The sequence below is a fragment of the Mesorhizobium sp. ISC25 genome (assembly GCF_042295465.1).
In the GTDB taxonomy this organism is placed as follows: Bacteria; Pseudomonadota; Alphaproteobacteria; order Rhizobiales; family Rhizobiaceae; genus Mesorhizobium.
This window is the reverse complement of record NZ_CP135441.1, coordinates 2,416,130-2,442,655: the sequence shown is the minus strand read 5'-3', so window position 1 is coordinate 2,442,655 and position 26,526 is coordinate 2,416,130. Positions and strand designations below refer to the sequence as shown.

The window sequence follows — 26,526 nt, the reverse complement described above, 5'->3', positions numbered from 1 at the left end:
GAGCGACGATGGCGGTATTCAAGTTGACGCTAATACAATATTGCCTACGCTCCAACGTTGGGCGATAGTGTGCGCCGGGAGGCAGGAGGCCGTAGTTGGCTTTAGCTTAGACCTTGCCCAAATCACGAGAGAATACCTTGCAGCTCGTGAACCGGCTCGAGGCAGCGGCTTGTGCTTCAGCCTAGGCGGAAGACGCCAAGTGGATCGTCTCTTCCACTGTAGCGTTTAAAAGGCATCGAATGCGATTTTGTCGCCGCATGGACGTCACGCTTGGCCCCGACCATCTGAATTGATAATGCAGATTTGCATTATCTAATCGCGATGACCAGGAAGTGCTCGATGTGACAACGTTGACAGTGACGACAAGGGGACAGGTGTTCCGCAAGGACGTGCTGCAACATCTGGGCATCAAGCCGGGCGAGAAGATCGAGCTTGATCTGCTGCCCGACGGTCGGGCGGAATTGAAGGCGGCACCGGGCTAAGGGGTCGTTCCGGGACCTCCACGGCTTCCTCAGAGGCAAGACGAACGGCCGGGTGCTCAGCATCGAGGAGATCAACGAGGCGATAGCGGAACCGGGTGCCGCGGCCGGGTCCGGCAAGGAATGAGGGTTACGGCCGACACGAATGTGCTGCTGCGCCGCCTATAGGCGGCCATTGCCGTCGACCTGCTGGCCAAACCGGGCCCGGCAATACCAGACAGAGCGCGAAAATATTGCCGCGGCGATCCGGGCGTTGCTGAACTCCGCGAATGTTGTCGTCAACCGGCCGGCAGTTGAGGCAGGGCTGTCAGACCTCGATGCCGGCGGCGATTTCGCGGACGGCGTGATTGCTTTTGACGGCGGCTGGCTTGGCGGGGAGACTTTCGTCTCGTTTGACCGGAAGGCCGTCAAACTGCTTTCGGCGCAGGGACAATCCGTACAGCTTCTTTCCTAAGATTTCGCGGTGGCCTTGCGCACTGTGCTGTCAAGTCTGTTAGAGGCTGCTGCGAGCAATCGGATTCAGCCTGCGGGTCGGATGTCAGATCAAGAATGGCGCGGTGAGAGCCGATAATCGTCGATCGATGGGTTGTGGAAATCGTTAGAAATTCCCCAACTACGAGGCCGACTTCGTCGCGTAGATCGCGTAGCGATGCTGCGTCGAGCGTTCCAGCGCCCTGAGGAAATTCATGTGCCACGCCTGCGCGCGATGAATCGCGCCGAGCCGGGTGTCGACTATAGGCATCTCGAAGCCTGCCTCCACGAGAAGCGCGCAGACCTCGTCCGCTTTTGCGCCGTGCGAAAAGTGCAGCCGCGACAGGATGCTGCGATGGCGGTCCGCCATCACCTGATCCAGTCCGTGGACCGGCCCGGCTGTCCGGCCAATGGCCCTTTCCAGGACTTGTCGCAGAGGGGTTACCCAAGTCTCACTGACGAAATCACCATCAATGATCAGCAGCCGTCCGCCAGGCTTGAGCAGCGAGAACCATTCGGCGAATGCCGCTCGCGGATCCACCAACGTCCAGACGAGATGACGGGTGACGAGGACGTCGTAGCTTTCTGCTTTTTCAAGGGTCCGCTCGGCGTCGCCGATCAGAAACCGGATGCCGCTTTCCCGCTGCATCGCCTTTGCACGCGCGCGGGCAATCATGGCCTCTGACCAATCGAGCCCGGTCACGGCATAACCCAGGTCATGCATGAGATGGGATACGACCCCAGTGCCGCAAGCGAGGTCGAGCGCGCGACGCCCATCCCCGCGCCCCAAGTGCTTGAGCATCAGCCTGTGCCAGGCCAGGCGTTCCCGCTGTGAGAAGATTTCATGCCCCACCGAAAGGTCGAATGTTCCGGCGCGCGTCGACCAATAGTCGCGTATCTCGTCCCGCACCGAATAATTGGGCTCGCCCGCCATTCCAGACCCCTTGTCGTCGCACCAGTCTGGAATGGCTCTAAAAGATATTTCTTGAGAATTGAACTCATCTTTTATAAGCCACCTCTGGCTAATCCACTTCAAGAGAGGGCGCGATGAATTTCGGAAAGATCCCAGCAGGGACGATGGCGGCCGCTATCGTCGCCCTGTCGATGACGCTGGCCGCCAGGGCCGAAATGGTTGCAGTGACTGACATCACGGGCCGCCAGGTCGAGGTGAACGTCCCGGTCGAGAGGGTAATCCTGGGTGAGGGCCGGCAGGTCTATCTCGTCGCGGCACTCGACACCGAGGATCCGTTCAAGCGCATCGCTGGCTGGCGCGAGGATTTCAGCCAAGCGGATCCGGACAACTACGCCGCCTATCTCGAAAAATTCCCCAGGATGGCGGAGATCCCGACTTTTGGCGGCTTCAAGGACGGCACTTTCGACGTCGAGCAGGCCGTCTCGCTCAAGCCCGACGTCATCCTGATGAACATCGAGTCGAAGCAGGCCACGGAAGACGGCAAGTATATCGAGAAGCTCGCCGCCGCCGGCATTCCGTTGGTCTATGTCGATTTCCGCGAGCGCCCCTTCACCAATACCGAACCCAGCATGCGCCTGTTCGGCAAGCTGTTCGGCAAGGAGGAGCGCGCCGAGGAATTCATCACCTGGCGCGCCGCTGAGATCGCAACCGTTACCGACGTCATCGAGAAGGCCAAGCCGGAAAGGCCCAAGGTCTTCATCGAACGCGCCGGCGGCTATTCGGACGATTGCTGCATGAGCTTCGGCGACGACAATTTCGGCAAGTTCGTCGAGATGGCGGGCGGCGACAACATCGCCAAGGACATCATCCCCGGCACGTTCGGCACACTCAATCCCGAACAGATCATCGCCTCCGACCCGGATCAGATCATCGTCACCGGCGGCTCGTGGGAAGCCTATGTGCCGGGCGGTGCCTGGGTCGGCGTCGGCCCCGGCCGTGATGAGGCAGAGGCGCTGCGCAAGCTGAAGGCGCTGACCCAGCGGCCGGCGCTGACCGGCGTGAAGGCCGTCGAGGATGGCGCGGTGCATGCCATCTGGCATCAGTTCTACAACAGCCCCTATCAGTTCGTGGCCATCCAGCAGATGGCGAAATGGCTGCATCCGGATCTTTTCGCCGATCTCGATCCCGAGGCGACCTTCAGGGCGTTGCACGAGAAATTCCTGCCCGTCGCATACAGGCCCGGCCACTGGGTCTCGCTAACCGATGTCGATTGAATCGACGGCCGTCAGCACCGCGCTCGACAGCACCGATGGACGAGGGCGTTACCGCGCTCTCGTCTGGCGGCGGCAGTTGATCCTTGCCTGCCTCGGCGCTGCCCTGCTCTTCAGCCTGTGCGTCGACCTTGCGATCGGTCCCGCCCGCTACGGACTTGGCGAGGTCGTGCGGGCGCTTGTGTTCCCCGACACGGTGCCGCAGCAGGTGCGCGTGGTGCTCTGGGACATCCGCATGCCGGTGGCCCTGATGGCCATTGTCGTCGGGGCGGCGCTCGCCGTGGCCGGCGCGCAGATGCAGACCATCCTCAACAACCCGCTGGCGAGCCCCTTCACGCTCGGCATATCCGCCGCCGCGAGCTTCGGCGCCGCGCTTGCACTTGCCTTCGGGGTGAGGCTTATCCCCGCCGCAGTCGAATATGTGGTGCCGATCAACGCCTTCGTGATGGCGATGCTGGCGGCCTTCCTCATTCACGTGCTGAGCGTCAAGCGCGGCGTCAGCACGGAGACCATCGTGCTGCTCGGCATCGCGCTGGTTTTCACCTTCAACGCGCTGCTCGCGCTCGTCCAGTTTTTCGCGTCGGCGGAAGCGTTGGCGGCGGTCGTCTTCTGGACAATGGGCAGCCTCACCAAGGCCACCTGGCCCAAGCTTGCAGTCACCACATTCATTCTCCTCGCAGTCTCACCCGTTTTCGCCCGGCGCGTTTGGGCGCTGACGGCGTTGAGGCTCGGTGAGGACAAGGCGGCCAGCTTCGGCGTCAAAGTCGGTCGCCTGCGGCTCGAGACGCTGATCCTGGTGAGCCTCCTCGCCGCCATTCCCGTCGCGTTCGTCGGCACCATAGGTTTTATCGGCCTCGTGGGCCCGCACATCGCGCGCATGGTCATCGGCGAGGACCAACGCTTCTTCCTGCCCGCCTCGGCCCTTGCGGGCGCGCTCATCCTGTCGGCCAGCTCGGTCGTCAGCAAGTCGCTTATCCCGGGGACGGTCTTCCCGATCGGCATCGTCACCTCGCTGATCGGCATCCCGTTCTTCATCTCGCTCATCCTGTCCAGCACGAGGCGCTCATGGTGACGATCCGGCTCGAGGCGCTCGGCGCGCGCTACGGCACGAGCCTCCGGCTTCGGGATGTTACGACGCCAGCGTTCGAGGGCGGAGACATCGTGGCCGTGATCGGTCCGAATGCCGCCGGGAAGTCGACGCTCTTCAGGCGCATCGCCGGCCTCCTGCACGGACCGGGAGCAATGCATGTCGAGGGGGCCATTCGCGGGAAGAGCGGCATCTGCTACATGCCACAGGAAACGTCCGCCAACGCGGTGCTCACCGTCTATGAGTCAGTGTTGCTCGCCCGTAAGCAGGGTATGGGCTGGTCTGTGAGCGACGATGATCTGGCTCGTATCGACGAGACCCTGGCGGCGCTCGGCATCGCCGACATCGCTTTCCGCAACATTGGCGAGCTTTCCGGCGGCCAGCGGCAACTCGCCAGCCTGGCACAAACGCTGGTGCGCGAGCCGGAGATCCTGCTGATGGACGAACCGACATCAGCACTCGATCTGTCGCGGCAGGTGGAAGTGCTCGGCCTCATGCGGGAACTTGCTCAGGCGCGAGGCATGGTCGTGCTGATCGCCCTGCACGACCTCAATCACGCCCTGCGCTTCAGCGATCAGACAATGGTCATCGCGGACGGCCGGCTGGTCGCATGCGGGCCAACGCCGGCCGTCATCACGTCCGATCTGCTGCGGGACATTTATCACCTCAACGCGCGCATCGAGCCGTGCTCGCGCGGCATCGGCCACGTCATCGTGGACGGCGTGGCGGATGGGCGTCGGACGCTCGTTATGCCGGCAGCGGAAACCGAATCCGGGATTCGGAGCGGATTCGAAGCGGCAGCCGTTCCGGCCGCGTGACGGCAACCGCATTTTGCCGGTTGATCGACGCGCGCACTGATCGACCTGATCCTCTGACCGCCAGCGTGCTTGCATTCAGCTCAAGGCGTGGCCGGCCAATCCATAGACCCAAGGCCCATTGTCTTCCCGGTTCAGAAAGCGGCGCCCTTTGGACATGGTCGTAACGGTCTCGGCAATGCCGAGGCCGCACTGCTGGAGAAACGCGGCAAACACGCCATCCTTCTCGCGGGTGTCGACGCGGGCGAACCGTCCTGCCAGTTCCTTCAGATGCACGGCTGTGAGATGGACCGCATCAAGATCGTTGCGCGCGACCATGGGGCCGATCACGTGACCACGTCCGAACTCGCGACACATGGAATAGCCGACGATCTCGCCGCCGCGGCTCAAACTGCAGATTGAGGCATCGGCCGCGAGCAACGCGAGCAGCCTCTCGCGGTTTGTCCCAAACGCGCGCGTGTCCAGCGCCGTGATCTCCTTCAGCCTGTCGCTCGATAGCGCCTGCACTTGACCGTCCAGGGCCGGCATTGTTGGGAGCGTCTGTGGGACCTCCCCCTGGCGCATGTATACGATCGCCTCGGTCGTGAAGCCGAGTGAGACATAAAGAGGATAGGCAGCATGGGTAGCATTGAGTGCCAAGTTGCGATCGCCGCACTGCTCGAGCACCAAGTCCATGAGCCATCGGCCGCCTCCTTGCGCTTGCGTGCGGGGCGTTGTGATCACTACGCCGATTGTGGCGAAATCGTCTCCGTGGGGAAACCACATCGCGCTGCCGAAAACGCGTCCGATACCATCAACGGCAACAATGCCGCGGCCGGCACGGCGCAGAAAGTCCCAATCCTTCGGCCGATGAGGCCAGCGGACTGAGATCGACAGCGCGTGCAGTAGCTTGACGTCGACATCATCAATGTCCCGCGCGACCAGTTCGAAGGATTTCAGGCGTACTGATCTCTGCATCTCAGTCGATCCGCTCCTTCAACGAATGCGCAAGGCACGCGGTGTGATCCTGTCATCGATCGCCATGTCGCGACATGCCTCTTTTGCCGCAGCATCATACAGGAAAGCCAGCAGGTTTCGCTGGTTCGAGGTGCCTTTTCGCAATCTTTGACCAAAGCACGACGCGATTCGGCAGGGAACCCTTCTCCATACCGGTAGGCTGGTTGCACCCGGTGATATTGTGCAAGCAGAGCGGACCGCCATGAACGTGGAAGAAATCCTCGCGACGCTGATTGGATTTCCCTATGTTGTGGGCACGCCAAACGGCGCGATCGTCGATTGGATCCGCGACTACTGTCAGGCAGCCGGAGCCGAGGTGACGGTTCTCCCCGGTCCCGAGGGTGACCGGTCCAACCTCTTCGTGACGATCGGCCCGCGCCAGGGTCGGGGCTACATCATCTCCGGACATATGGATGTCGTGCCGGCCGGCGAGCCGGAATGGAGCTCGGACCCGTTCGTCCTGCGCCGCGAGGGCGGCAGGCTATACGGCCGCGGCACCACCGACATGAAGGGCTTCCTCGCCTGCGCATTGGCCGCGCTCCCAGGACTTGCGGCGATGAACCCGCGGCAGCCAGTTCATCTTGCATTCTCATATGACGAAGAGGCGGGGTGCCGTGGTGTGCCGCATCTCCTAGCCGCGTTGCCGAGCTTATGCGAGAGGCCGCTTGGCGCGATTGTCGGCGAGCCGAGCCGGATGCAGCCTGTGCGCGCGCACAAAGGGAAGGCCGCCGCGCGGCTCGAGGTGATCGGGCGATCAGGCCATTCGTCACGCCCCGATCTCGGACTCAATGCCGTGCATGCCATGGCCGGGGTCATCACGCACGCCGTGGCCTACGGCCAGTCCCTCGCCGACGGGCCGCTCGATGACAATTTCGAGCCCCCCTATTCTTCCTTGCAGGTGGGCGTCATCGCCGGTGGACAGGCGGTCAACATCATCGCTGGCCACTGCGCAGCCGATATCGAGGCGCGTGCCGTGCCCGGCGTTTCTCCAGCCTCCCTGCTTGAGCCGGTCAAGGCCCGGCTTTTCGCCCTGCGAGACAGCGGCTTCGATGTGGCGTGGCACGAGTTGAGCACCTATCCCGCCCTTGCGCCCGCGAACAGGAGCGAGCTAGCGGCCGTTCTGACGGAGCTGACGGGGCAGGAGCCGCTGACAGCTGTGAGTTACGGCACGGAGGCCGGGCTTTACCAGCAGGCCGGCATCGATGCGATCATTTGCGGTCCTGGCGACATCGGCCGTGCCCATCGTCCAGACGAATATATCGAGATCGGTGAACTCGCCGCTTGCCGGAAGATGATCGAGGGGCTCGGGGCGCGTCTTGCGGCCTGAAGGAAGGGGCGGTCACCATGGCGTTTCTTTTCAATTCCGATACCGCGCGTGCTGCGGTCTTCCGCGAGATCTTTGCGCGCCAGATCCCGGATCTGGAATTCTTCCATTCCGGGGACGAGATGGAGCCGGAGAAGGTGCGCTATCTCATCACCTGGACGGTGCCGGACGAGATCTCGCGCTACCGCAATCTGGAAGTGCTGTTTTCCATCGGAGCGGGCGTCGACCAGTTCAAGCAGGACGTGGTGCCAAGCCATGTGAAGCTTGTGCGCATGGTCGAGGACGGCATCATACGCATGATGCAGGAATATGTCGCGCTCGGCGTGTTGGCGCTCCACCGGGAGATGCCCGCCTATCTCGAGCAGCAGAAAAGGTGCCTTTGGCAACCGATTGTCGCTCGACAGGCGGCAGAACGCCGGGTTGGCTTCCTCGGCCTTGGCATGCTGGCCCAAGCGGCTATCGAGCGCTTGAAGCCGTTCCAGTTTCCGCTTGCCGGGTGGAGCCGCAGCGAAAAGCGGATAGAGGACGTCGCCTGTTTTCACGGCACGGACCAACTCGCGGGCTTTCTGAAGCAAACGGATATTCTCGTGTGCCTGCTCCCGCTCACGGAACAAACGCACGGCATGCTCGATGCCGAGTTCTTCGACTTACTGCCCGTCGGGGCGCAGCTGCTGCATGTCGGCAGGGGTCCGCAACTGGACCAGGCCGCGCTGATCAACGCGCTCGACACCGGTCACGTATCTGCGGCGATGCTTGATGTCACCGATCCAGAACCGCTCCCGCAAGACCATCCGCTGTGGTCGCATCCGAAGGTGATGATAACGCCGCACATCGCCTCGGTGACGCAACCGCATACGGCGGCACAATCCGTCGTCGACAATATCCGGCGCCACCGCACCGGAGAAGAACTGATCGGCCTCATCGATCGGACACTCGGCTACTAACCAGGAAACATCACATGTCACTTCTGATCACGATCGACACAGTTCCAGACTTCGCGCCGAAGGAGGCATTACCAGCTCCGGAGCGGCTCATTTCGGGCAATCCATCCTTCAAGACCTGGGCACAAGATGCCTCGAAGGGAGAAAAGGTGCTCACCGGTGTCTGGGAGGCGACGCCCGGCGAGACGCACTCGATCAAGGGCATTATCTACGAGTTCTGCCACATCGTTTCGGGTCTCGTCGAAATCGAGGAGAAGGGCGGTGAGACCAAGACCTACCGCGCCGGCGACAGTTTCGTAATGAAGCCCGGTTTCGTCGGCGTCTGGCGCACTATCGAGACCGTGCGCAAGATCTACGTCTGCGTTTATGACTGAGTTCAGTGCTCAAGGTCGGGCCGAATAGCGCGCGCAGCCGTTCCAGAACAATCGGCTTTCCAGGTTCCGCCTGACGCGATTCGACGCCGTCGGGCGGCTCATCCACGACGGAAAATGCGGCCGGCGGTCCACTATTGTTCCGATGACGCTAGTGCGAATGAGGACCCCCATCAATGAAGACCTACAAGATAGCGCTTATCCCCGGCGACGGCATCGGCAAGGACGTGACGCAGGCGGCATGGCAGGTGCTGCAGCCGGCGGCTAAGCGGGGCGGTTTCGCCCTTGATGACACAAGATTCCCGTGGTCGTGCGCCTACTATCTGGAGACCGGTGCAATGATGCCGTCAGACGGCATCGAGACACTTCGAAAATTCGATGCGATCTATCTCGGCGCCGTGGGCTGGTCCGCGGAAGTGCCCGACTCAGTATCGCTTCACGGACTGCTCCTGCCGATCCGGAAAGGGTTCACGCAGTACGCCAACATACGACCGCACCGGCTGTTGCCGGGCGTTCAGGGGCCCCTCCGCTCCGATGGTTTCGATATCCTGTGCATCCGCGAGAATACGGAAGGCGAATATTCCGGCGCCGGTGGGCGGGTTCATTCCGGCACGGCCGATGAGGTCGCGGTCGAGACTGCGATCTTCACGCGTACGGGTGTCGAACGGATCATCCGTTTCGGTTTCGAACAGGCGCGGTCGCGTCGCAAGCAGCTCGCATCTGTCACCAAATCCAACGCGCAGAAACACTCCATGGTTTTCTGGGATGAGGTCACGCGCGAGTTGGCGAAGGACTATGCCGATGTGGAGGTCTCGCACTACCACATCGACGCCATTGCCGCCCGCATGGTCCTGGCGCCTGAAAGCCTCGACGTAATCGTCGCATCGAACCTTTTCGGCGACATCCTCACGGATATTGGAGCGGCCATTCAGGGCGGGCTGGGTTATGCCGCCTCCGCCAATATTAATCCCGATCGCAGCGCGCCTTCCATGTTCGAGCCGGTCCATGGTTCGGCGCCCGACATCGCGCATCTCGGCACCGCCAATCCGATCGCCGCGATCTGGTCCGGTGCGATGATGCTCGAGCATCTGGGCGAGGGGCAGGCTGCGGCACAAGTGATGTCGGCAATCGAGTCCGCAACCGCGCGGGGGATTGGCACGATCGCAGGCAAGGACAGGACTGAAACAATCACGCAGGCCGTGCTGGCAGGATTGAGCTGAAAGAGCAGAGGAAAAGACCATGAATGCGATGACGAAGATTGGCATGTTCAACGATTCCGACCTTTTCCGCCAGCAGGCGCTGATTGGCGGTGTCTGGTGGGATGCGGAAACGAAGGGCGTGGTCGATGTCATTGACCCTGCCAGCCAAAGTGTTCTCGGCACCGTTCCCGAAATGGGGGAGAACGAGACGAGAGCCGCAATCGACGCTGCGGCCGAGGCCTTCAAAGGCTGGAAGAAAAGGACCCATGCCGAGCGTGCAGGATTTCTGGAGCGCTGGCACGACCTCATCCGTCAGCACGAACAGGATCTCGCGCTCCTGCTGACGCTGGAACAAGGCAAGCCGCTTGCCGAGGCGTTGGCGGAAATCCGCTACGGCGCATCTTTTGTGAAATGGTTCGCCGAAGAAGCTCGCCGGATCGGCGGCTCGACCATTCCGTCACCCACGGCCGATCGCCGCATTCTGGTGCTGAAAGAACCTGTCGGCGTCTGCGCCATCATCACGCCGTGGAATTTCCCCAACGCGATGATCACGCGCAAAGTAGCACCGGCGCTGGCCGCAGGTTGTACGGTTGTCATCAAGCCATCGGAATTTACGCCATTCTCGGCGCTGGCGCTCGGCGTTCTGGCGGAACGGGCAGGTATTCCTGCCGGCGTGATCAACATTGTGACCGGCCTGCCCATCGAAATCGGCAACGAACTGATGGCCAACGAGACGGTGCGCAAGATCTCGTTCACCGGTTCGACCCGCGTCGGTGCGCTGCTCATGCGTGGCGCGGCCGATAACATCAAGCGGCTGAGCCTGGAGCTTGGCGGCAACGCACCCTTTATCGTCTTTGACGACGCCGATCTGGATAAGGCAGTTGAAGGGGTGATCGCATCCAAGTTCCGCAATGGCGGTCAAACCTGCGTCTGCGCGAACCGGATTCTCGTGCAGGAAGGCGTTTACGACGCTTTCGCCGAAAAGCTGAGCCAGCGCGTCACGCGGATGAAGGTTGGCGCAGGGACGGACGAGGGCACTGAGATCGGCCCGATGATCAACGCGGCCGCGATCAACAAGATCGAGCGTCACATCGCGGATGCAAAGGCGAAAGGTGCGCAGGTCATCGCCCAAAGCGAGACGGTGCCGGAGGGCAAGCAATATGCACGGCCCGTCGTGCTGGGAGAGGCTACTACCGAGATGCTCCTGGCATCGGAAGAGACGTTCGGTCCGGTGGCGCCGCTTTTTCGTTTCGAAACGGAGGAAGAGGCCATCGCCATCGCGAACGGCACGCCGTTCGGCCTTGCCTCCTACTTCTACACCGACAACCTCAAGCGGTCGTGGCGTGTTGCCGAGGCGCTGGAGTTCGGTATGGTCGGGCTCAACACCGGCATGATCTCGACCGAGGTTGCGCCTTTCGGCGGTGTCAAGCAGTCAGGAGTGGGACGCGAAGGATCGCAGCTCGGCATCGAGGAATATCTCCAGATCAAGACGCTTCATGTTGGCGGGCTTAATTAGTTATCTTGCAAGCAGGTGGAAACACTTGCAGCCCTAAAGCGCTGGAACAACGAGAAAGGGGCGGTGAAACCGCCCCGTTCTTGTTGCGACCAGTGACTATTAACGTTTGGGAGCGCCTCGCTCGGGCGCGGACTGCGCCGGCAAACAGAGGTTCAGGCGAATTCCCGAACGGGCTCCAGTCCGACGGCGCCGGCCAGACCGCCGATATCCTTGATTTCGGTATATTCGTAGAAGGGGTTCGCAGGCTCGTGGCCGCGGTTCACCCAGACCTTGCTCTTGATACCGAGATCATAGGCGGTCATGAGATCATAGCGAAATGAGGACGACACGTGCGTAATGTCCTCCGGGCCGCAGCCGAGCTTCTCGAACATATATTCGAAGCCCTTCATTAAAGGCTTGTAGGCGCCGGTCTCCTCCGCCGTGATGACCATGTGGAACGGTGCGCCGAGTTTCTCCACGTTCGACATGATCAGGCTCTTCATGGAGTTCGACAGGATCACCAGCGGAATCTCCTTGGCGACCTTGGCCAGGCCCGCCGGGACATCCGGGTGCGGACCCCATGTCGGCACTTCCGCATAGATGCGCTGGGCATCCTCGGGCCGGAATGCGACGCCGTTGCGCTTGCAGGTTCGTTCCACGGAATTGTGCACGACCTCGCTGTACGGCTTCCAGGCGCCAAGGACCTCATCGAGGCGATAGGCCGAGAAATCCTTGATGAACTGCGCCATCCCAGCAGGGGAGAGCTGCGCGCCGTATACGCGTCTCGCCGCTCCGGCCATGTCGAAGTTGGTCAGTGTACCGTAGCAGTCGAAGGTGATGTATTTCGGTCTGAACTGGGTCATAGGGGTCGATCCTTCCAATCCTGTCGGCACTGCGTGCCTTTCACAGCAAGGATCATAATGAGGGCCGGAGAAGACTAGTCGCCGCATTCAATGCGCCCTGAAGCAGATTGTTTTGTATTGCGTGAGAGCTTTGGCAGAGAGTTGCGCCTGAGTTCGTTTCGGGCTTCGGCGGCGCGCGATCTCTCAGCCGTGCGTGGCATAAGATGCGGTGCCAGCGGCAAAGGAAAGTCAAAACGCCTATCGCTCAGGTTCTGGTCGGGAGGAACTGCTGTCCGCGGCAGCCTACCTTGGGCCTTAGAGAATTCAAGCCCGGAATGAACCATGACTGCGCAGCAGATCACGCTGAAAACGAGCTGAAGGACGAAACCACACCACACCGGACTTATGCTCTCGTCAGTCAGGCACTACGCTGAATCGGAGGAACAAATGCTGGCAAACTCACTGATCGAACTCGATCGCGCACATCTGGTTCACCCGTTTTCATGCTATCGGAGCCACGAGGAGACGGGCGTGCGGGTGCTCAAATCCGCCAAAGGCGCAACCGTGACCGATGCAAGCGGGAAAACCCTGCTGGACGGATTCGCCGGTCTATGGTGTGTCAACATCGGATACGGCCAGGAGAGCGTCGTTGAAGCAGCAGCAAAGCAGCTAAGAGAGCTTCCCTATGCGACGGGATATTTCGGGCTGGGATCCGAGCCTGCCATTCGCCTTGCTGCCAGGCTTGCCGAACTGGCGCCCGGCGATTTGAACCATGTCTATTTCACGCTTGGCGGCTCCGACGCAGTCGACAGTACGATCCGCTTCATTCGCTATTACTACCATGCCAAGGGTACGCCGAAAAAAGACCAGTTCATCTCGGTCGAGTATGGCTACCATGGATCCTCGACGGCAGGGTCAGGTCTGACCGCGATCCCGGCTTTCCATGCGGGTTTCGGCGTGCCTTACGACTGGCAGCACAAAATTCCCTCGCACTACGCCTATCGCAATCCGGTCGGTTCCGACCCGCAGGCGATCATCGATGCATCGGTCGCGGCCCTGCGGGCCAAAATCGCGGAACTCGGCGCGGGCCGCGTTGCGGCTTTCTACGCCGAACCCATCCAAGGTTCGGGCGGTGTCCTCGTTCCACCGACAGGTTGGCTGAAGGCTCTGCACGCCGTGTGCAAGGAACACGACATTCTGTTCGTTGCCGACGAAGTTATCACTGCCTTTGGCCGTACCGGCCCGCTCTTCGCCTGCGAGGAAGACGAGGTCGTGCCGGATTTCATGACCACGGCGAAGGGACTGACCTCGGGCTACGTGCCGATGGGCGCCGTCTTTATGTCGGACCACGTGTACAATACGATCGCGGACGGAGCCGGCAAAGCGGCTGTCGGCCATGGCTATACTTATTCGGCCCATCCCGTGAGCGCGGCGGTCGGGCTCGAATGCCTGCGCCTCTATGAAGATGGCTTGCTCGAGAATGGGCGGAAAGTGGGGAAGCGCTTGATGGAAGGCCTTCGCTCGCTGGCCGACCACCCGCTGGTTGGCGATATTCGCGGTCGCGGCATGCTGGCAGCAATCGAGTTGGTCACCGACAAGGTACGCAAGACGCCTCTGCCGGCGGCGGCCGATCCGGGGCGTCGCATCTTCGAGCGCGCGTGGGCGAACGGCCTTGTCATCCGTGCCTTCAACAGCGGCATCCTCGGCTATGCGCCGCCGCTCTGCTGCACAGACGACGATATTGATGGAATCCTCGAACGCACGCGGATGACGCTGGACCAAACCCTCCAAGATAAGGATGTGCGGGCAGCGATGAACGGATGATCATTGCCATCGCCGAAGCGACCTCGGTCAATCCAGAAGACATCTAGCGGGCATTGCATCGACCAGAGCGAAACTCACGCAGTCCGGGTCTTTCGGATGTTTCCCGGCCCAAGTGTCAAGCTAGACGCTTCGTTCTCCCGAAGCAAAATCCCGAGGTGATGCGCCAACAAGGCCGAGTTGGCCACCGTCCGCGCTCAGCCCGGGAATCTTCCGTATACCAACGGCTCCGAGAACGACATTCAATGCCAGGTGATCCGAGGCAAGATTTCCGGCGAAACCCGCTTACAGGCAGGACGCGCCTGTCGTGATACCTTACTGGGCCTAATGAAAACCGCTAAAAGCTCCGGCCTCCTTCTTGGCGATCGGCTCGGCGTCACCGAGGCTTCACGTCCAATACTTGCCAAACCTCGTCAGCGGCGGCTTCGAATCCCACTGATCGACTTTGCCCCTGTTACCCATGGCGCAGCAAAGATGATGGTCCGGCGATTTGTTTTCACGAATCGTCGACCTCGCATCGGCCATTCTGAAGCTCAGCGAGTTCGATCGTGACTCGTTGCACGGCGAGTTCGGGTCTCTTCGGCCTGGAGCCCACCATTGAGACAATTCCCGCCCGCTCAAGGGCCGCCAAGGAGCGGGATACGTTCGGCTGCGGACGCGCCGCCAACCTGCACAGTTCCGTGATGCTTTGCGGTCGATACCGATGGATCAGCGCCACCAGCCGACAATTCTCAGGGGTCAACGCCCGCAGAATCTCTTCCGGCACACACGACTGAGCCATTGGTTCAGGGACCACCAGATGCCCCGCCTCCTGAGCCGTGGCCGCCGCCATTACTGTCGTGCGTGTTTTCCTCAGTAAGAGTGCTTTCCAAGTAAACAATGGCCTCGACGAAAGACGGAAATGCCTCTTTTACCCTGTCGAGGTTTTCCTGCACCCTGTCTGTTTTCAGGTCAAAACCGTACCGATGCCTCACCAGGTGACGGAATCCCTTTAACTCACTCAGGGACTGATAAAGCTCGGGGTCGAGCACAGCCGGGCGGATGCCTGCAATTTCCGCCGACATCTGATCGAGCACGTCCTGGTGCATCGTGGGCCCTTGGGGAACGAGGCCGTCTATGTCGTTGGACAGGCTGAGCAGGATGTCCTCGATGCCGTTGTAGACATTGTGGACTCCCAGCGAAACAGCTGCGATCGCCCCCCATTCGCCGAGTGACATCTCACTCCCATGAGCCGACAGATACTCCTCGATTTGCTGCAGTTCCTTCGCAGCGCGCGCGATTTTTGGCGACAGCTTTGCGAATGCCGGATGCTTAAACGCTGTCATTGAACAATTCCTGTACTCGTTCGGACGAAACGTCTGAGGCAAAGATCAGGTCATAGGGAATGTTCGTTCCCCGAAGCTGGTCTGCGACCAAGCGCTCTACCATGGCCCGGCGCGCAGGATCAGTACTTCCGTGAACCAGCAGATCTACGTCCGAGTGGACGCGGAAACGGTTTTTCGCGAGGGATCCGACAACAGAGATATCGACGCCGTGGGCTTTGGCGTTCCGGAGAATACGCGATACACAGGCTTGCGCGGTCTTCCGGCGATCGTCAGCTCTTCGGTGGATCAGAGTTTCAATCTTGTTCATCTTTTCGCCTGTTGCCTTTGGTCCAACTGTGACCCCGAGGCTGGATTGTCGCAACTCCGCAAGCCGTGCGTGCTGCCTGTCTATATATCATTGAAGGATATATATTCAAGCCATTTGACGAGGACAAGGCGACAGCAGGCGTTCGCTGGAAGTCTCCAGATGCAGTCGAAGCTTAGCCTAAGCGCCGTTCAGACGAGTGCAATGACGGCCTCCCCCGAATCGTGACATCGTCATTCGACAAGTGCCGCGCCCAACAAGATGGAGCGTGGCGCGAGCGCACGCCGCTTGAGGATCGAGCCGGAGCTGCCTTCTCATTTGTCGAAAATGATGTCGAGAGGCAAATGGGATTTCACGATCGGTGACTTCAGCACGACGAAGCTGAAATATTTGTCGATTCCGATATCCAATTCGATCATGCGCTCCATGATCGTCTGGTACTCGCTTATGCCCGCTGTGACAAACTTCACAAGATAGTCGTAACCGCCTGAAACCAGATGGCATTCGATGACAGAATCGACTTTCTGAATTGCGGTGAGAAATCTCGCGAAATCGTTCTGTTGATGGTGCTTGAGCGTGACTTCGGTGAAGATCGTTAGAGTCTGCCCGAGCTTGGACACATCGATCTGGGCGGAATAGCCGGTGATGAAGCCTTCCGCCTGAAGCTTCTTCACCCGCATCAGGCAAGGGCTCGGCGAAAGGTTGACCAGGTCGGCAAGCTCGACATTCGTGACCCGCCCGTTCTTTTGCAATTGGGATAAGATCTTGATGTCGATCTTGTCGAGCTTCATTGGAAACCTGTCACACGTTCGAACCGCGGATCGCCTGGCAGACGGCGTCCGTCACTTCCTGCGTGGTCGCTGTCCCTCCCACGTCGGGCGTCAGCACGCCTTCACTCGTCACCGTTTCTACAGCGCTCATCAACCGGACGGCCGCTGCGCTCTCGCCCAGATGTTCGAGCATCTGGGCAGCGGTCCAGAAGGTGGCGACCGGGTTGGCAATACCCTTGCCGGCGATGTCGAATGCCGAGCCGTGAATTGGCTCGAACATCGAGGGATAGCGCCGCTCGGGATCAATGTTGGCGGTCGGTGCAACGCCGAGACTGCCCGCGAGCGCGCCTGCAAGGTCCGACAATATGTCGGCGTGAAGATTGGTGGCGACGATCGTATCGATGCTCCGAGGTTTCAACGTCATACGCACTGTCATAGCATCGACTAGCATCTTGTCCCACGCGACGTCCGGGAATTCCCGCGCCACCTCGGCTGCGATTTCGTCCCACATTACCATGCCGTGACGCTGCGCGTTGGATTTCGTAACAACTGTCAGGAGCTTTCGCGGCCGTGACTGCGCCAGCCGGAATGCATAGCGCATGATGCGGGTGACGCCGACGCGCGTGAAGATCGCGACCTCGGTTCCGACCTCCTCGGGGAGGCCGCGATGGGCGCGGCCGCCGTGGCCCGAATACTCGCCCTCAGAATTCTCACGCACGATCACCCAATCCAGATCGCCAGGGCCAACGCCCGCCAGCGGCGAAACAATCCCGGGCAATATCCTGGTCGGCCGCACGTTGGCGTACTGATCAAAGCCTTGGCAGATCGGCAGCCGGAGGCCCCAGAGTGTGATGTCGTCAGGCAGATCGGGGGCGCCTACTGCGCCAAAGAAGATGGCGTCGAAGCGCTTCAGTTGCGCCACCCCATCTTCGGGCATCATTCGACCATGGGCCTTGTAATAGTCTGAGCCCCAGTCGAAGTGCTGGACGCGCAGCTTGAAGTCGCCGCAGCGCTGCTGCAGCGCCTCAAGCGCCTGGAGACCTGCGGCAATCACCTCTGGGCCGATCCCGTCGGCAGGAATGGCGGCAATCTCATATTCGCGCATCGTCACTTCCCTGTTTTTTGGTGCTGGCCGCCTTGGCCTCAATCTCGTGTGCGACCGATTGTACCTTGGCAAGACGGTCTTCTCAGAATTCAGCGACCTTGCCCCACGCAGCGGTCTTCAGGCGCTCGGGCCTATAAGGACGCGGATCGACAATAGGCTCGCTGCCTGTGATGATGTCGGCGATCATATGCCCCGCGCCGGGGCCAATCCCGAAGCCGTGACCACTGAATCCCGCCGCCAGGATGAAGCCCGGAATTCCCTCCACTTCACCGACTGCGGGAATGCCATCGGGTGTACTGTCGATATAACCCGCCCAGACATCGGAGATCGCGATGCGTTGGAGTTCGGGGATCAATTCGCAGGCTCTTCGATATGTCAGCCGAATCTGTCCCATGTCGGGCTTCGGGTCGAGAATCCGGTTCCGTTCCATCGGCGTGATGTCGTCGAGCGCCCATTTGCGCAGGCTTTCATGGCCTTGACGCCAGCCCTCGAAGGCGCCCGGGGCGAGATTGCGCCAGCGGCGGGCGAACATAGGTACAAACTCGCGGCTGAACCTGAACTGCTGCGGCGTTGGATCGACACGCGCCCGCCCGCTGATCGCCAGCGCGTATCCACCGTTGCTGCGCCGCGTCAGAGAGACGCCCGCGGTATGCAGGGCATCCGGCAGACCGTTTGCGCCTGGCGCCACGGCTAGAATGGACTGACGCACGGCAGCTTGCGGGAACCGCATGCCAAGCTGGTTGCAGAAGGAAGAAGCCCACGCCCCCCCGGCGATGACCACGGTCTTTGTCTGGATGGTGCCCGCTTCGGTCACCACAGCGCTCACCCGGCCGGCGCTCAACTCCAGCCCGCGCGCCGCGCAATGCTGATGTACGGTGCCGCCCGCCGCCATGATGCCGCGCGCCGCAACCGGCACTGCCTTGGAAGGGTCCGCCGTTCCGTCAGTTGGCGAGAACACGCCACCTTTCCATTTGCGGCCCGTCGCTTTGCCCCGTTCGGTGGCTGCTTCCGCGCTCAGCATGTGTGTGGTGACCCCGACCGTTCTCGCAAAATCGCGCCACTTTGCCCAGCCTGCCAGCTCATTTGCGTCTTGTGAGAGATAGAGGAGCCCGCAGCGGCGAAAGCCGGTGTCTTGGCCGGTCTCCTGTGCTACCTTCTCCCAGAGGTCGAGGCTCTTGGTCGCCATCGGCAGCTCACGCGCATCGCGGTTCTGCTGGCGGCACCAGCCCCAGTTGCGGCTGGACTGCTCGGCCGCGATACGCCCCTTCTCGACCAGGGCGACTTTGAGGCCGCGGCGCGCCAGATAGTATGCGCTGAACACGCCCACCACGCCGCCGCCGATGACGACGACGTCCGCCTCGCGAGGGAGGGAAGGGCTGCAGTCGATGTGCATGAGCGGCGCGGACATGGATGGACTCCGGTAATTTGAAGCATCCTAACCTGCCGCCTGCAGAGGCAGTCTGCGGAGTTTGTGCCTGGACGGAATATCCTGCGTTTAGCAGCCCCCAGGACAGGCAATTATTGTGCGAAAGCTCGCTGCGCGAGGCAAGCGGGGGTACACTTCATGCAGTCGCGTGATCTTCGGCATGGGCAATTCGGCACACGGCGCAGTCATCGACCTTGATCGGCAGCGCCAACATTGCGATGGGCCGTACGGTCACCAATCCGCTCGGCGGCATGGCCTGCACATGGGACCGATGTACACCGGAAAAGCCTTGGTCCTATCCCTCATGGGCGCGTATTGCCGGATGAAGGATATGGTTGCCTGATCCCGGTTTCCGCGCCGAAACGGGAACAGAGTGAAATGCCGAACGGGATGTTCTTTTCAGAAGTTCCTGCCGCACGAGGGCCAAGTTTCGAAGACTCTGCGCAAACAGAACAGTCAAACTGGCTGGAAGAACGGAGCAACCCTTCCTTATGGCAGGCAGGCTCCAGAGGACATCCGATAGGCAGCGCTTGCCCCTTCGGAGAGTTCTCCAAGAAAAGGGAACAGAGTCCGGTACACGGACCGGATTTCATAAGGGAGCCGCCAGGATGAGCAGAACCCGTCTCTCGCAGCCTCAGCGCGCGAAGCGCCGAGAAGGCCAGACTACGGCCGCTACGGTGAGGCGCTTCAGCTCAAAGGGCGTTGAAGCGGTCCGCAACAGGGTGGACGCGCTCGGTCGAAAGGGGAGGTGATCTCGATGGTCGCAAGCATCCAGGCTGTAGCCCCCCACGATGTGGCGCTTTCGGTGCGCGACCTCACGGTGAATTTGCCGCAAGGCATGGAACGGACCCATGCTGTCAAGAACATTTCCTTCGATCTGAAACGCGGCCAGATCCTCTGCATCATAGGCGAGTCCGGATCGGGCACGTCGGTCACGGCCAACGCAATCATGGGGCTTCTGCCAAAGGTGATCCGCCTCTCGTCGGGTGTCATCCAGCTGGAGGGGATGAACATCATCGGCATGTCGCCAGACAAGCTGCGCAATCTGCGTGGACGGGTCGTGTCTATGATCTTTCAGGACCCGCTCTCGGCGCTCAACCCCCTGATGACGGTGGGCGCGCAGATTGACGAGGTCATGGCCGCGCATGGCTTCGGCACGCCACAAACCTGTCGAAACCGCGCCATCGAGCTGCTCACTGAAGTAGGCCTGCCAGATCCCGAACTCATGTATCACCAGTACCCTTTCCGGCTTTCGGGCGGGCAGCGGCAGCGCGTCATGATCGCCATGGCCTTGGCGCTCGAGCCGACGGTGCTGATTGCGGATGAACCAACCACCGCGCTCGACGTCACCACCCAGGCTCAGATCCTGCAACTGATCCGTGACATTCAGCGGCGCAAGGGCATGAGCGTGATGTTCATCACCCACGATTTCGGCGTGGTGGCCGAGATCGCCGACAGCGTCGTAGTGATGGAAAAGGGCCATGTCGTCGAACAGGGCAGCGCCGAGCAGGTGTTGAAGTCGCCCAAGCACCCTTATACCCAGCGCCTGATTGCGGCCGTACCGCATTTGACCGGCGAAAATCGTCCTCGTCCGGAGGCTGCCAGCAAGGAGCCGATCCTGAAGGTTGAGGGTCTGCTGAAGACCTATCGTGGCGGCAGCGCGCTGTTCGGCGCCCAACGAGTTGTGACGGCGGTCAACGAGGTTTCGTTCGAACTGGCGCCCGGCCGCACGCTGGGGGTCGTAGGCGAGAGCGGCTCGGGGAAATCGTCGCTGGGCCGGCTGCTGATCAAGCTGCTGGACAGTGACGGCGGCGGGATCTTGTTCGAGGATGTGACATAGCCAAGCTTTCCGAAGCGAAGTTCCGCCCGCTTCGACCGCGGATCCAGATGATCTTCCAGGATCCCTTCGCTTCTCTGAACCCACGCTCGACGGTCGGTCACATCATGACGGTAGGCCCGATGGCGCACGGGATGCCCTATGTCCAGGCGCGCGATGAAGCGCGTGCGCTTCTGGCCCATGTCGGTCTCGATGCCGGCGCTTTTGGCCGCTACCCGCACGAGTTCTCGGGTGGGCAACGCCAGCGCATCGGCATCGCTCGTGCGCTGATGTTCAAGCCGAAGCTGTTGATTGCCGACGAGGCGGTCTCCGCACTCGACGTGTCGATCCAGGCGCAGATCTTGCAGCTTCTGGATCAGATCCAGCGCGAGACCGGCGTGTCGATGGTCTTCATCACACACGACCTGCGCGTCGCCAGCCAGATCTGCGACGAAATCGCTGTGATGCAGAAGGGCCGGATCGTCGAGCGCGGGCCGCCCTCGCAAATATTCCTGAACCCGCAAGCAGCCTACACGCGCCAACTGGTAGCGGCAATTCCAGGAGAGCGGCCGGGCAATGCCCGTCCAGTAGCAGCAAACGCATAAGAAATAACAAGAGAGGAACTACCATGACCAAAAATTCATCGACTACGTCCAACTACTCGAGGCGCGAAGCGCTGCGACTGATGGCGCTAGGTGGGGCTGCAGGCCTCATCGCGCCCAATCTGCTGGGCAAGCCCGCCTTCGCCAAGACCCCTCCTGCAGGCCCGGCCGGTCGCGTCGTCGTCGGTCTTTCGCAAGAGCCGACCGTGTTCAATCCGTTGATGGCGCATATCGAAGTCGATGACGCGGTCCATTTCTCGGTTTTCGATGCGTTGGTCCGGATGGACCCCCAAGGTGGCCTACATCCAAACCTCGCAGCCGAGGTGCCAAGCCAGAAGAACGGCGGCATTTCGCAGGACGGTCTCAACTGGCGCATCCGGTTGCGCGACAATGCCCGCTGGCACGATGGTGAGCCCTTCACGGCCGAGGACGTGAAATTCACCCTTGAGCTCATCACGAACCCGAAGTTTCGGGCTTGGCGCACGAGCGGCCATTCGCTCGTGCAGGACATCACAGTGGTTTCGCCCACCGAGATCACTTGGCGGATGAAGGAGGCTTTTGCGCCCTATCTTTCGTTCTTGGCCGAAACCTTCATCGTACCCAAGCACATTCTGGAGAAAGAGGCCGATCCGAATACAGCCGCGTTCAACCAGACGCCGGTCGGCACCGGCGCATTCAAATGGGGCCAGCGCGTGGCGGGCGATCACATCGAGCTCGTCGCCAATCCTGAGTACGCCGGCGAAGGTCCTTATGTCGAGCAGCTCATCTTCAAATACATCCCCGATATGACGGTGCTCTACACGCAGTTCAAGAGCGGCGACGTGGACCTGGTCGATCAGTCGTTCATCACCGCCGACCATTATACTGAAGCCCGCGAACTACCAGACCGCGTGGTGACACTGGAGACAGGGGCATCCCTGGAGTCGATCTACCTCAATTTGGGCCGCCCGCAGTTCAAGGAGTTGGCCGTGCGCCAGGCGCTCTACGCCGCCTTGGATCGGAAAGCGATCGTCGACACGATCTATTACGGCGTGGGCACTCTCACCGAGACCTTCATGCCGAAGGAGTCCTACTACTACGACCCGAACCTGCCGGTTCAGGAGTTCAATCTGGACCGGGCGCGCCAAATCCTTGATGAGGCCGGCTGGGTGCCGGGGCCGGATGGAATCCGCGCCAAGGATGGGGTTCGACTGTCCTTCTCCAACTCGACAACTTCTGGCAACAACCTCCGCGAGCAGACGCAGCAGTTCCTGCAGCAGACGTTTGCCGAGATCGGCGTCGAGATGACGATCTCGAATTTGCCGGCGGCAGTCATGTGGGGCGAGTTCTGGCTGAAGTCGCAATTCGACACCGCCATGGTGGGCGTCACCTATCTGATTGCCGCGGACCCCGACGCCACAAACCGGCTCCATACGAAGGCAATCGCCGCTCAAGGCGGACACGGTTCGAACACCGGGCAATATTCCAACCCTGAGGTCGATGCCCTGCTCGAAAAGGGTGCTCGCAGCTTCGATCCGGAAGAACGGCGCGGGATCTATAATCGCGTGCAGGAAGTGGTACGCCATGATCTGCCCTTCCTGCCGCTGTTCGCCTACACAATCGTCCTCGGGCGCAAGAAAGGGTTGGACGGCTTCGAGCCCAACGCCAACACCCGCACAGCGTCGTGGAATGCCGCGGCCTGGCAGTGGAAGGCCTAATCCACGCAGTTGCCGCCGCCCCGCCCGATTCGGGCGCGGCGGCGGCAACAGACTAAAATCATCAACCCACAATGGAGGACTCGAATGCGCGGCTTCCTGCTCAATCGCCTCTCGCAGAGCCTGGTGCTGCTTGTGATCGTTTCGATCATCGGCTTCGGCATTCTGAACCTCCTTCCCGGCGGCCCGCTGGCGCAATTCGGACTTGATCCCGGAATGACCCAGCAGGATATCGAGCGTCTCAAGGGGCTGCTGGGCCTCGATCGGCCTATATGGATCCAATATCTGGACTGGGCATGGCGGCTGGTGCGGGGCGACTGGGGTCACTCGTTCCGTGACGGAGCGCCGGTATTGAAGGTGATCGGCAGCCATCTCTTTGCCACGCTGCTGCTGATGGGGTCCTCAACCGTAATTGCAATTTCCATTGGCGCCTGGATCGGAATCCGCGGCGCCACGCGCCGTTATTCGCTGTTCGACTATCTCGCAACTGTCGGCGCCATGGTCGCGTTGTCGGTCCCTACCTTCTGGTTCGGGCTCGTCGGCATCTATATCTTTTCCCTGAAGTTGGGCTGGCTGCCCGCGGGCAATATGTCCGAGATCGGCGACGCCTCGATCCTGGGCTACCTCCACCATCTGATCCTGCCAAGTATTGTGCTCTCGCTGGTCCATGTCGCGATCTGGAGCCGCTACATGCGGACGGCTACCCTCGACGCCATTAGCCAGGACTTCGTCAAGACGGCTCGGGCTAAGGGGTTGAGTGAACGCCGGATTCTGATGAAGCATGTCGTCGGCAACGCACTTTTGCCGATGATTACCTTGGCCGGGATGCAGCTTCCCAGCGTCCTCACTGGCGCGCTCGTGACCGAAACCGTCTTTACCTGGCCAGGAATGGGACGGTTGTTCCTCGATAGCCTTGGTTACAGCGACTATCCGGTTGTGATGGGGCTGCTGATGTTCTCCGCCATCCTCGTTCTGCTTGGAAACCTGATCGCCGATATTGTCGTCGCTATTGTCGATCCGCGCATTCGTCTGGCTTGAGCGCGCAACTTCCCCGACAGGAGACAGCCGATATGACCGCTCTCACCGCAAATGCAGCTCCAAGCCGATGGAGAGACAACCGCGCGGCACTTCGTTTCATGCGGCATCGCTTGGCGCTGCTCGGGTTGGCGATGATCATCTTCCTGAGCCTCGCTTGCGTCCTCGGCCCCCATCTCCTGCCTTATGACTCACTGTATATCGATCTGCGGGCCCGCTTTGCCCCTCCGCTGACGGGCTACCACTTTCTAGGTACCGATCCGCTTGGCCGCGACGTGGCGGCAAGGCTTTTGATGGCGGGACGAATCTCGCTGCTGGTCGGTTTCTTTGCCATGGTTTTGTCGACGCTCATCGGCACCCTGGTCGGCGTAATTGCCGGCTATCGCGGCGGCTGGGTCGGGGCCACGCTGATGCGCACGGTCGATGGATTCCTGTCATTCCCATCGATCTTTCTGCTGCTGGCGCTGGCTGCCGCACTGAAGCCCAGTCCTGTGATGATCACCGTCATTATCGCCCTCACCAGTTGGATGGAGGTTGCCCGCATCGTCGAAGCGGAAGTCCGCTCGTTACGCGAACGCGAGTTCGTCCTGGCCGGGCGAATGCTGGGATTGAGCGGCACCCACATCATGTTCCGCGAGATACTGCCCAACGCCATGGGGCCGATTATCGTCGCTTCCACCTTGACGGTCGCGCGCGCCATTCTCATGGAAGCCTACATCAGCTTCCTCGGCTATGGGATCCAGCCGCCATTGCCCAGTTGGGGCAACATGCTCAATGGCGCCCAGCAATATCTGGGCAGCGCACCTTGGCTGGCAATCATCCCCGGGGCTGCAATCACCATCGCGGTAACCAGTTTCAATTTCATCGGTGACGGGCTGCGTGATGCGCTCGACGTCCGAGACGACCACATCTGAAGTTTCACCGACCGCAGATCTTTACCCCTGCAATGCAGCGAGAAGTCAGCCACGTGCAAGAGCCTCACATCGCCGACAAGAACACGCCCTACTGGTGGGAAGCGTCGCCCGTCATGCCGCTGCCGCGGCAGCCCCTCGCAAAGAAGCTCGATGTGGCAATTATCGGCGCCGGTTATGCCGGGCTTTCGGCCGGGCTTGCGCTGGCGCGCGAAGGACGCTCGGTCGCAGCTTTTGATGCGATGAATCCGGGCGAGGGTGCTTCCACCCGCAACGGCGGGATTACGAGCGGGAGCATCCGGCCGGACTATGCCACGATCACCCGGCGCTTCGGGGAAGAGAAGGCCATGGCGATCGAGGCCGAGGGCAAGGTCGCACGCGAATTCCTCTACGACTTCATCAAGACCGAAGGGCTCGACTGCGACTTCCGACTGGTTGGCCAATTCAAAGGCGCTTTCGGATATGAACAGTATGAGAAGATGGCGCGCGGCGCCGAGACGCTGGCGAAGAAACTGGGGATCGAATCCTACGCGGTTCCGCATGCCGAGCAGCGAAATTATATCGGCACCGACTTCTACCGCGGTGGGACCGTTCGGATGGACATTGGCGGGCTGCACCCCGCAAAATTCCATGCTGAGCTCCTGCGGGTGGCGCTCGCATCCGGGTTGACGGTCCATTCGCATACAGTGGTCAAAGCGATCGAGAGGAATGGTTCGGGCTTCCGCGTCGCGACTTCGGCAGGGACGGTGGATGCACGGCAGGTTCTGGTCTGCACCAACGGCTATACCGACGGCGCCGCTCCCTTCCTGCGCCGCCGCCTGGTTCCGGTCCGCAGCCGGATCATCGTGACCGAGGAACTTGCGCCCGATGTCATGGCGCGACTGATGCCGAAGCTGATGACGATCACCGAGAACCGGCAACTCGGTTTCTATTATCGCCCGTCGCCCGACGGGAAACGTATCCTGCTGGGGGGCCGTGACAGTTCTCGCGTCGGCGATCCGGCAGCGCCGAAACTTCTCCTACGCAAGGGCCTCATGAACCTTTTCCCGGAGTTGGAGAACGTGCGCCTTTCGCATTGCTGGTTCGGCAACGTGGCGATGAACCGAGACATGCTGCCCCGTATCTTCGAGAAGGACGGTGTGGTCTATGCAACCGGCTTCTGCGGTTCGGGCGTGGTCTGGGCGCCATGGATTGGCATGCGTGCGGCCCACAAGTTGATGGGGCATGGCGAGCAGTCGCGCACTGCGTTCGATTTTCGACCGCCTTCGGCCGTCCCGCTCTATCGTGGCAATCCGTGGTTCATGCCGGCGATTATCCAGGGCTATCGGATACAGGACCATATCGCCTTCTGGCGCGCCAGCCGCTGATCGCCGGAAATATCAGGACATTCTCCAGGTTGGATTTGGCCTGGATTATAGCTCCCTGCCGTGGCTGGAAGAAACGCATTGCTGAACTACGACACGCAGCGATCCCGATCGCAAGCGGTTTTGCGACACCTTGTGCCGGAGAGCAC

The 26,526-nt window shown here is 61.0% G+C and carries 22 protein-coding genes and 3 pseudogenes; 16 read left to right on the top strand and 9 right to left on the bottom strand.

The window, feature by feature from the left end; genetic code table 11:
- The first annotated feature begins 341 nt into the window (after positions 1-341).
- Both RQ479_RS12290 and RQ479_RS12285 read left to right on the top strand, forming a co-directional pair.
- A pseudogene (locus RQ479_RS12290) lies at positions 342-606 on the top strand (AbrB/MazE/SpoVT family DNA-binding domain-containing protein).
- Positions 607-714: 108 nt separating this feature from the next.
- Positions 715-933, top strand: a pseudogene (locus RQ479_RS12285) (VapC toxin family PIN domain ribonuclease); the annotation flags it as partial.
- A gap of 159 nt (positions 934-1,092) precedes the next feature.
- On the opposite strand, the gene RQ479_RS12280 reads toward RQ479_RS12285, so the two are convergent.
- Positions 1,093-1,884, bottom strand: a complete 792-nt coding sequence (locus tag RQ479_RS12280; protein ID WP_376705268.1) for a class I SAM-dependent methyltransferase — start codon at positions 1,882-1,884, stop codon at positions 1,093-1,095.
- Between the two features lie 143 nt (positions 1,885-2,027).
- On the opposite strand from RQ479_RS12280, the gene RQ479_RS12275 reads away from it, so the two are divergent.
- Genes RQ479_RS12275 through RQ479_RS12265 form a run of 3 tightly spaced genes read left to right on the top strand, consistent with a single transcriptional unit; the run spans position 2,028 to position 5,039 of the window.
- A complete protein-coding gene (locus RQ479_RS12275; RefSeq protein WP_376705920.1) occupies positions 2,028-3,137 on the top strand; it encodes an ABC transporter substrate-binding protein in 1,110 nt (369 codons plus the stop codon).
- On the top strand, positions 3,127-4,206 hold the full coding sequence (locus tag RQ479_RS12270) for a FecCD family ABC transporter permease (protein ID WP_376705267.1): 1,080 nt from the start codon (positions 3,127-3,129) through the stop codon (positions 4,204-4,206). Before RQ479_RS12275 ends, RQ479_RS12270 begins: the two co-directional genes overlap by 11 nt.
- Positions 4,200-5,039, top strand: coding sequence for an ABC transporter ATP-binding protein (locus RQ479_RS12265; RefSeq protein WP_376705266.1), 840 nt, complete (start codon positions 4,200-4,202; stop codon positions 5,037-5,039). Before RQ479_RS12270 ends, RQ479_RS12265 begins: the two co-directional genes overlap by 7 nt.
- A gap of 75 nt (positions 5,040-5,114) precedes the next feature.
- On the opposite strand, the gene RQ479_RS12260 is transcribed toward RQ479_RS12265, so the two are convergent.
- The gene (locus tag RQ479_RS12260) at positions 5,115-5,993 is read right to left on the bottom strand and encodes a GNAT family N-acetyltransferase (protein ID WP_376705265.1); all 879 of its coding nucleotides are present in this window, start codon (positions 5,991-5,993) and stop codon (positions 5,115-5,117) included.
- A gap of 241 nt (positions 5,994-6,234) precedes the next feature.
- On the opposite strand from RQ479_RS12260, the gene argE reads away from it, so the two are divergent.
- The 5 genes from argE (at position 6,235) to RQ479_RS12235 (ending at position 11,383) form a co-directional block, all read left to right on the top strand.
- The gene (argE, locus tag RQ479_RS12255; protein ID WP_376705264.1) at positions 6,235-7,359 is read left to right on the top strand and encodes an acetylornithine deacetylase; all 1,125 of its coding nucleotides are present in this window, start codon (positions 6,235-6,237) and stop codon (positions 7,357-7,359) included.
- 17 nt (positions 7,360-7,376) lie between these two features.
- Positions 7,377-8,300 (top strand): 2-hydroxyacid dehydrogenase, encoded by a 924-nt coding sequence (locus RQ479_RS12250; protein WP_376705263.1) that lies wholly within the window; start codon positions 7,377-7,379, stop codon positions 8,298-8,300.
- Between the two features lie 14 nt (positions 8,301-8,314).
- Positions 8,315-8,671, top strand: a complete 357-nt coding sequence (locus tag RQ479_RS12245; protein WP_352786754.1) for a cupin domain-containing protein — start codon at positions 8,315-8,317, stop codon at positions 8,669-8,671.
- A 173-nt stretch (positions 8,672-8,844) separates the two neighbouring features.
- On the top strand, positions 8,845-9,888 hold the full coding sequence (locus RQ479_RS12240; protein ID WP_376705262.1) for a tartrate dehydrogenase: 1,044 nt from the start codon (positions 8,845-8,847) through the stop codon (positions 9,886-9,888).
- A 19-nt stretch (positions 9,889-9,907) separates the two neighbouring features.
- Positions 9,908-11,383: an NAD-dependent succinate-semialdehyde dehydrogenase gene (locus RQ479_RS12235; RefSeq protein WP_376705261.1), complete on the top strand. Its 1,476-nt coding sequence runs from the start codon at positions 9,908-9,910 to the stop codon at positions 11,381-11,383.
- 152 nt (positions 11,384-11,535) lie between these two features.
- Here the strand turns inward: RQ479_RS12235 and RQ479_RS12230 are convergent, their stop codons facing one another.
- The gene (locus RQ479_RS12230) at positions 11,536-12,225 is read right to left on the bottom strand and encodes a haloacid dehalogenase type II (protein WP_352718808.1); all 690 of its coding nucleotides are present in this window, start codon (positions 12,223-12,225) and stop codon (positions 11,536-11,538) included.
- 426 nt (positions 12,226-12,651) lie between these two features.
- Here RQ479_RS12230 and RQ479_RS12225 point away from each other — a divergent pair, with 426 nt between their 5' ends.
- Positions 12,652-14,028, top strand: a complete 1,377-nt coding sequence (locus tag RQ479_RS12225) for an aspartate aminotransferase family protein (RefSeq protein ID WP_376705260.1) — start codon at positions 12,652-12,654, stop codon at positions 14,026-14,028.
- A gap of 493 nt (positions 14,029-14,521) precedes the next feature.
- Here RQ479_RS12225 and RQ479_RS12220 read toward each other — a convergent pair whose 3' ends face one another.
- The 6 genes from RQ479_RS12220 to RQ479_RS12195 all read right to left on the bottom strand — a co-directional run bounded on the left by RQ479_RS12220 (position 14,522) and on the right by RQ479_RS12195 (position 18,937).
- The gene (locus RQ479_RS12220; protein WP_376705919.1) at positions 14,522-14,806 is read right to left on the bottom strand and encodes a helix-turn-helix domain-containing protein; all 285 of its coding nucleotides are present in this window, start codon (positions 14,804-14,806) and stop codon (positions 14,522-14,524) included.
- Positions 14,807-14,810: 4 nt separating this feature from the next.
- Entirely contained in the window at positions 14,811-15,350 is a 540-nt protein-coding gene (locus tag RQ479_RS12215; RefSeq protein WP_376705259.1) for a hypothetical protein, read from the bottom strand.
- The gene (locus tag RQ479_RS12210) at positions 15,337-15,657 is read right to left on the bottom strand and encodes a nucleotidyltransferase domain-containing protein (RefSeq protein WP_376705258.1); all 321 of its coding nucleotides are present in this window, start codon (positions 15,655-15,657) and stop codon (positions 15,337-15,339) included. Before RQ479_RS12210 ends, RQ479_RS12215 begins: the two co-directional genes overlap by 14 nt.
- A 311-nt stretch (positions 15,658-15,968) precedes the next feature.
- Positions 15,969-16,445 carry an Lrp/AsnC family transcriptional regulator gene (locus RQ479_RS12205; RefSeq protein ID WP_023718597.1) on the bottom strand — a complete coding sequence of 159 codons (477 nt, stop codon included), beginning with the start codon at positions 16,443-16,445 and terminating at the stop codon, positions 15,969-15,971.
- A 10-nt stretch (positions 16,446-16,455) separates the two neighbouring features.
- Entirely contained in the window at positions 16,456-17,529 is a 1,074-nt protein-coding gene (locus RQ479_RS12200; protein WP_376705257.1) for a tartrate dehydrogenase, read from the bottom strand.
- An 82-nt stretch (positions 17,530-17,611) separates the two neighbouring features.
- Positions 17,612-18,937 (bottom strand): NAD(P)/FAD-dependent oxidoreductase, encoded by a 1,326-nt coding sequence (locus RQ479_RS12195; protein WP_376705256.1) that lies wholly within the window; start codon positions 18,935-18,937, stop codon positions 17,612-17,614.
- A 775-nt stretch (positions 18,938-19,712) separates the two neighbouring features.
- Here RQ479_RS12195 and RQ479_RS12190 point away from each other — a divergent pair.
- From RQ479_RS12190 to RQ479_RS12170, 5 genes and pseudogenes are all read left to right on the top strand, one after another.
- Positions 19,713-21,376 (top strand): annotated as a pseudogene (locus tag RQ479_RS12190) (ABC transporter ATP-binding protein).
- 23 nt (positions 21,377-21,399) lie between these two features.
- Positions 21,400-23,070, top strand: a complete 1,671-nt coding sequence (locus RQ479_RS12185; protein ID WP_376705255.1) for a peptide ABC transporter substrate-binding protein — start codon at positions 21,400-21,402, stop codon at positions 23,068-23,070.
- A gap of 84 nt (positions 23,071-23,154) precedes the next feature.
- Positions 23,155-24,105: an ABC transporter permease gene (locus RQ479_RS12180; protein ID WP_376705254.1), complete on the top strand. Its 951-nt coding sequence runs from the start codon at positions 23,155-23,157 to the stop codon at positions 24,103-24,105.
- Positions 24,106-24,137: 32 nt separating this feature from the next.
- On the top strand, positions 24,138-25,016 hold the full coding sequence (locus RQ479_RS12175; protein ID WP_376705253.1) for an ABC transporter permease: 879 nt from the start codon (positions 24,138-24,140) through the stop codon (positions 25,014-25,016).
- A 32-nt stretch (positions 25,017-25,048) separates the two neighbouring features.
- Complete coding sequence (locus RQ479_RS12170) at positions 25,049-26,380, top strand: NAD(P)/FAD-dependent oxidoreductase (RefSeq protein WP_376705252.1); 1,332 nt, start codon at positions 25,049-25,051, stop codon at positions 26,378-26,380.
- The last annotated feature ends 146 nt before the right edge of the window (positions 26,381-26,526 follow it).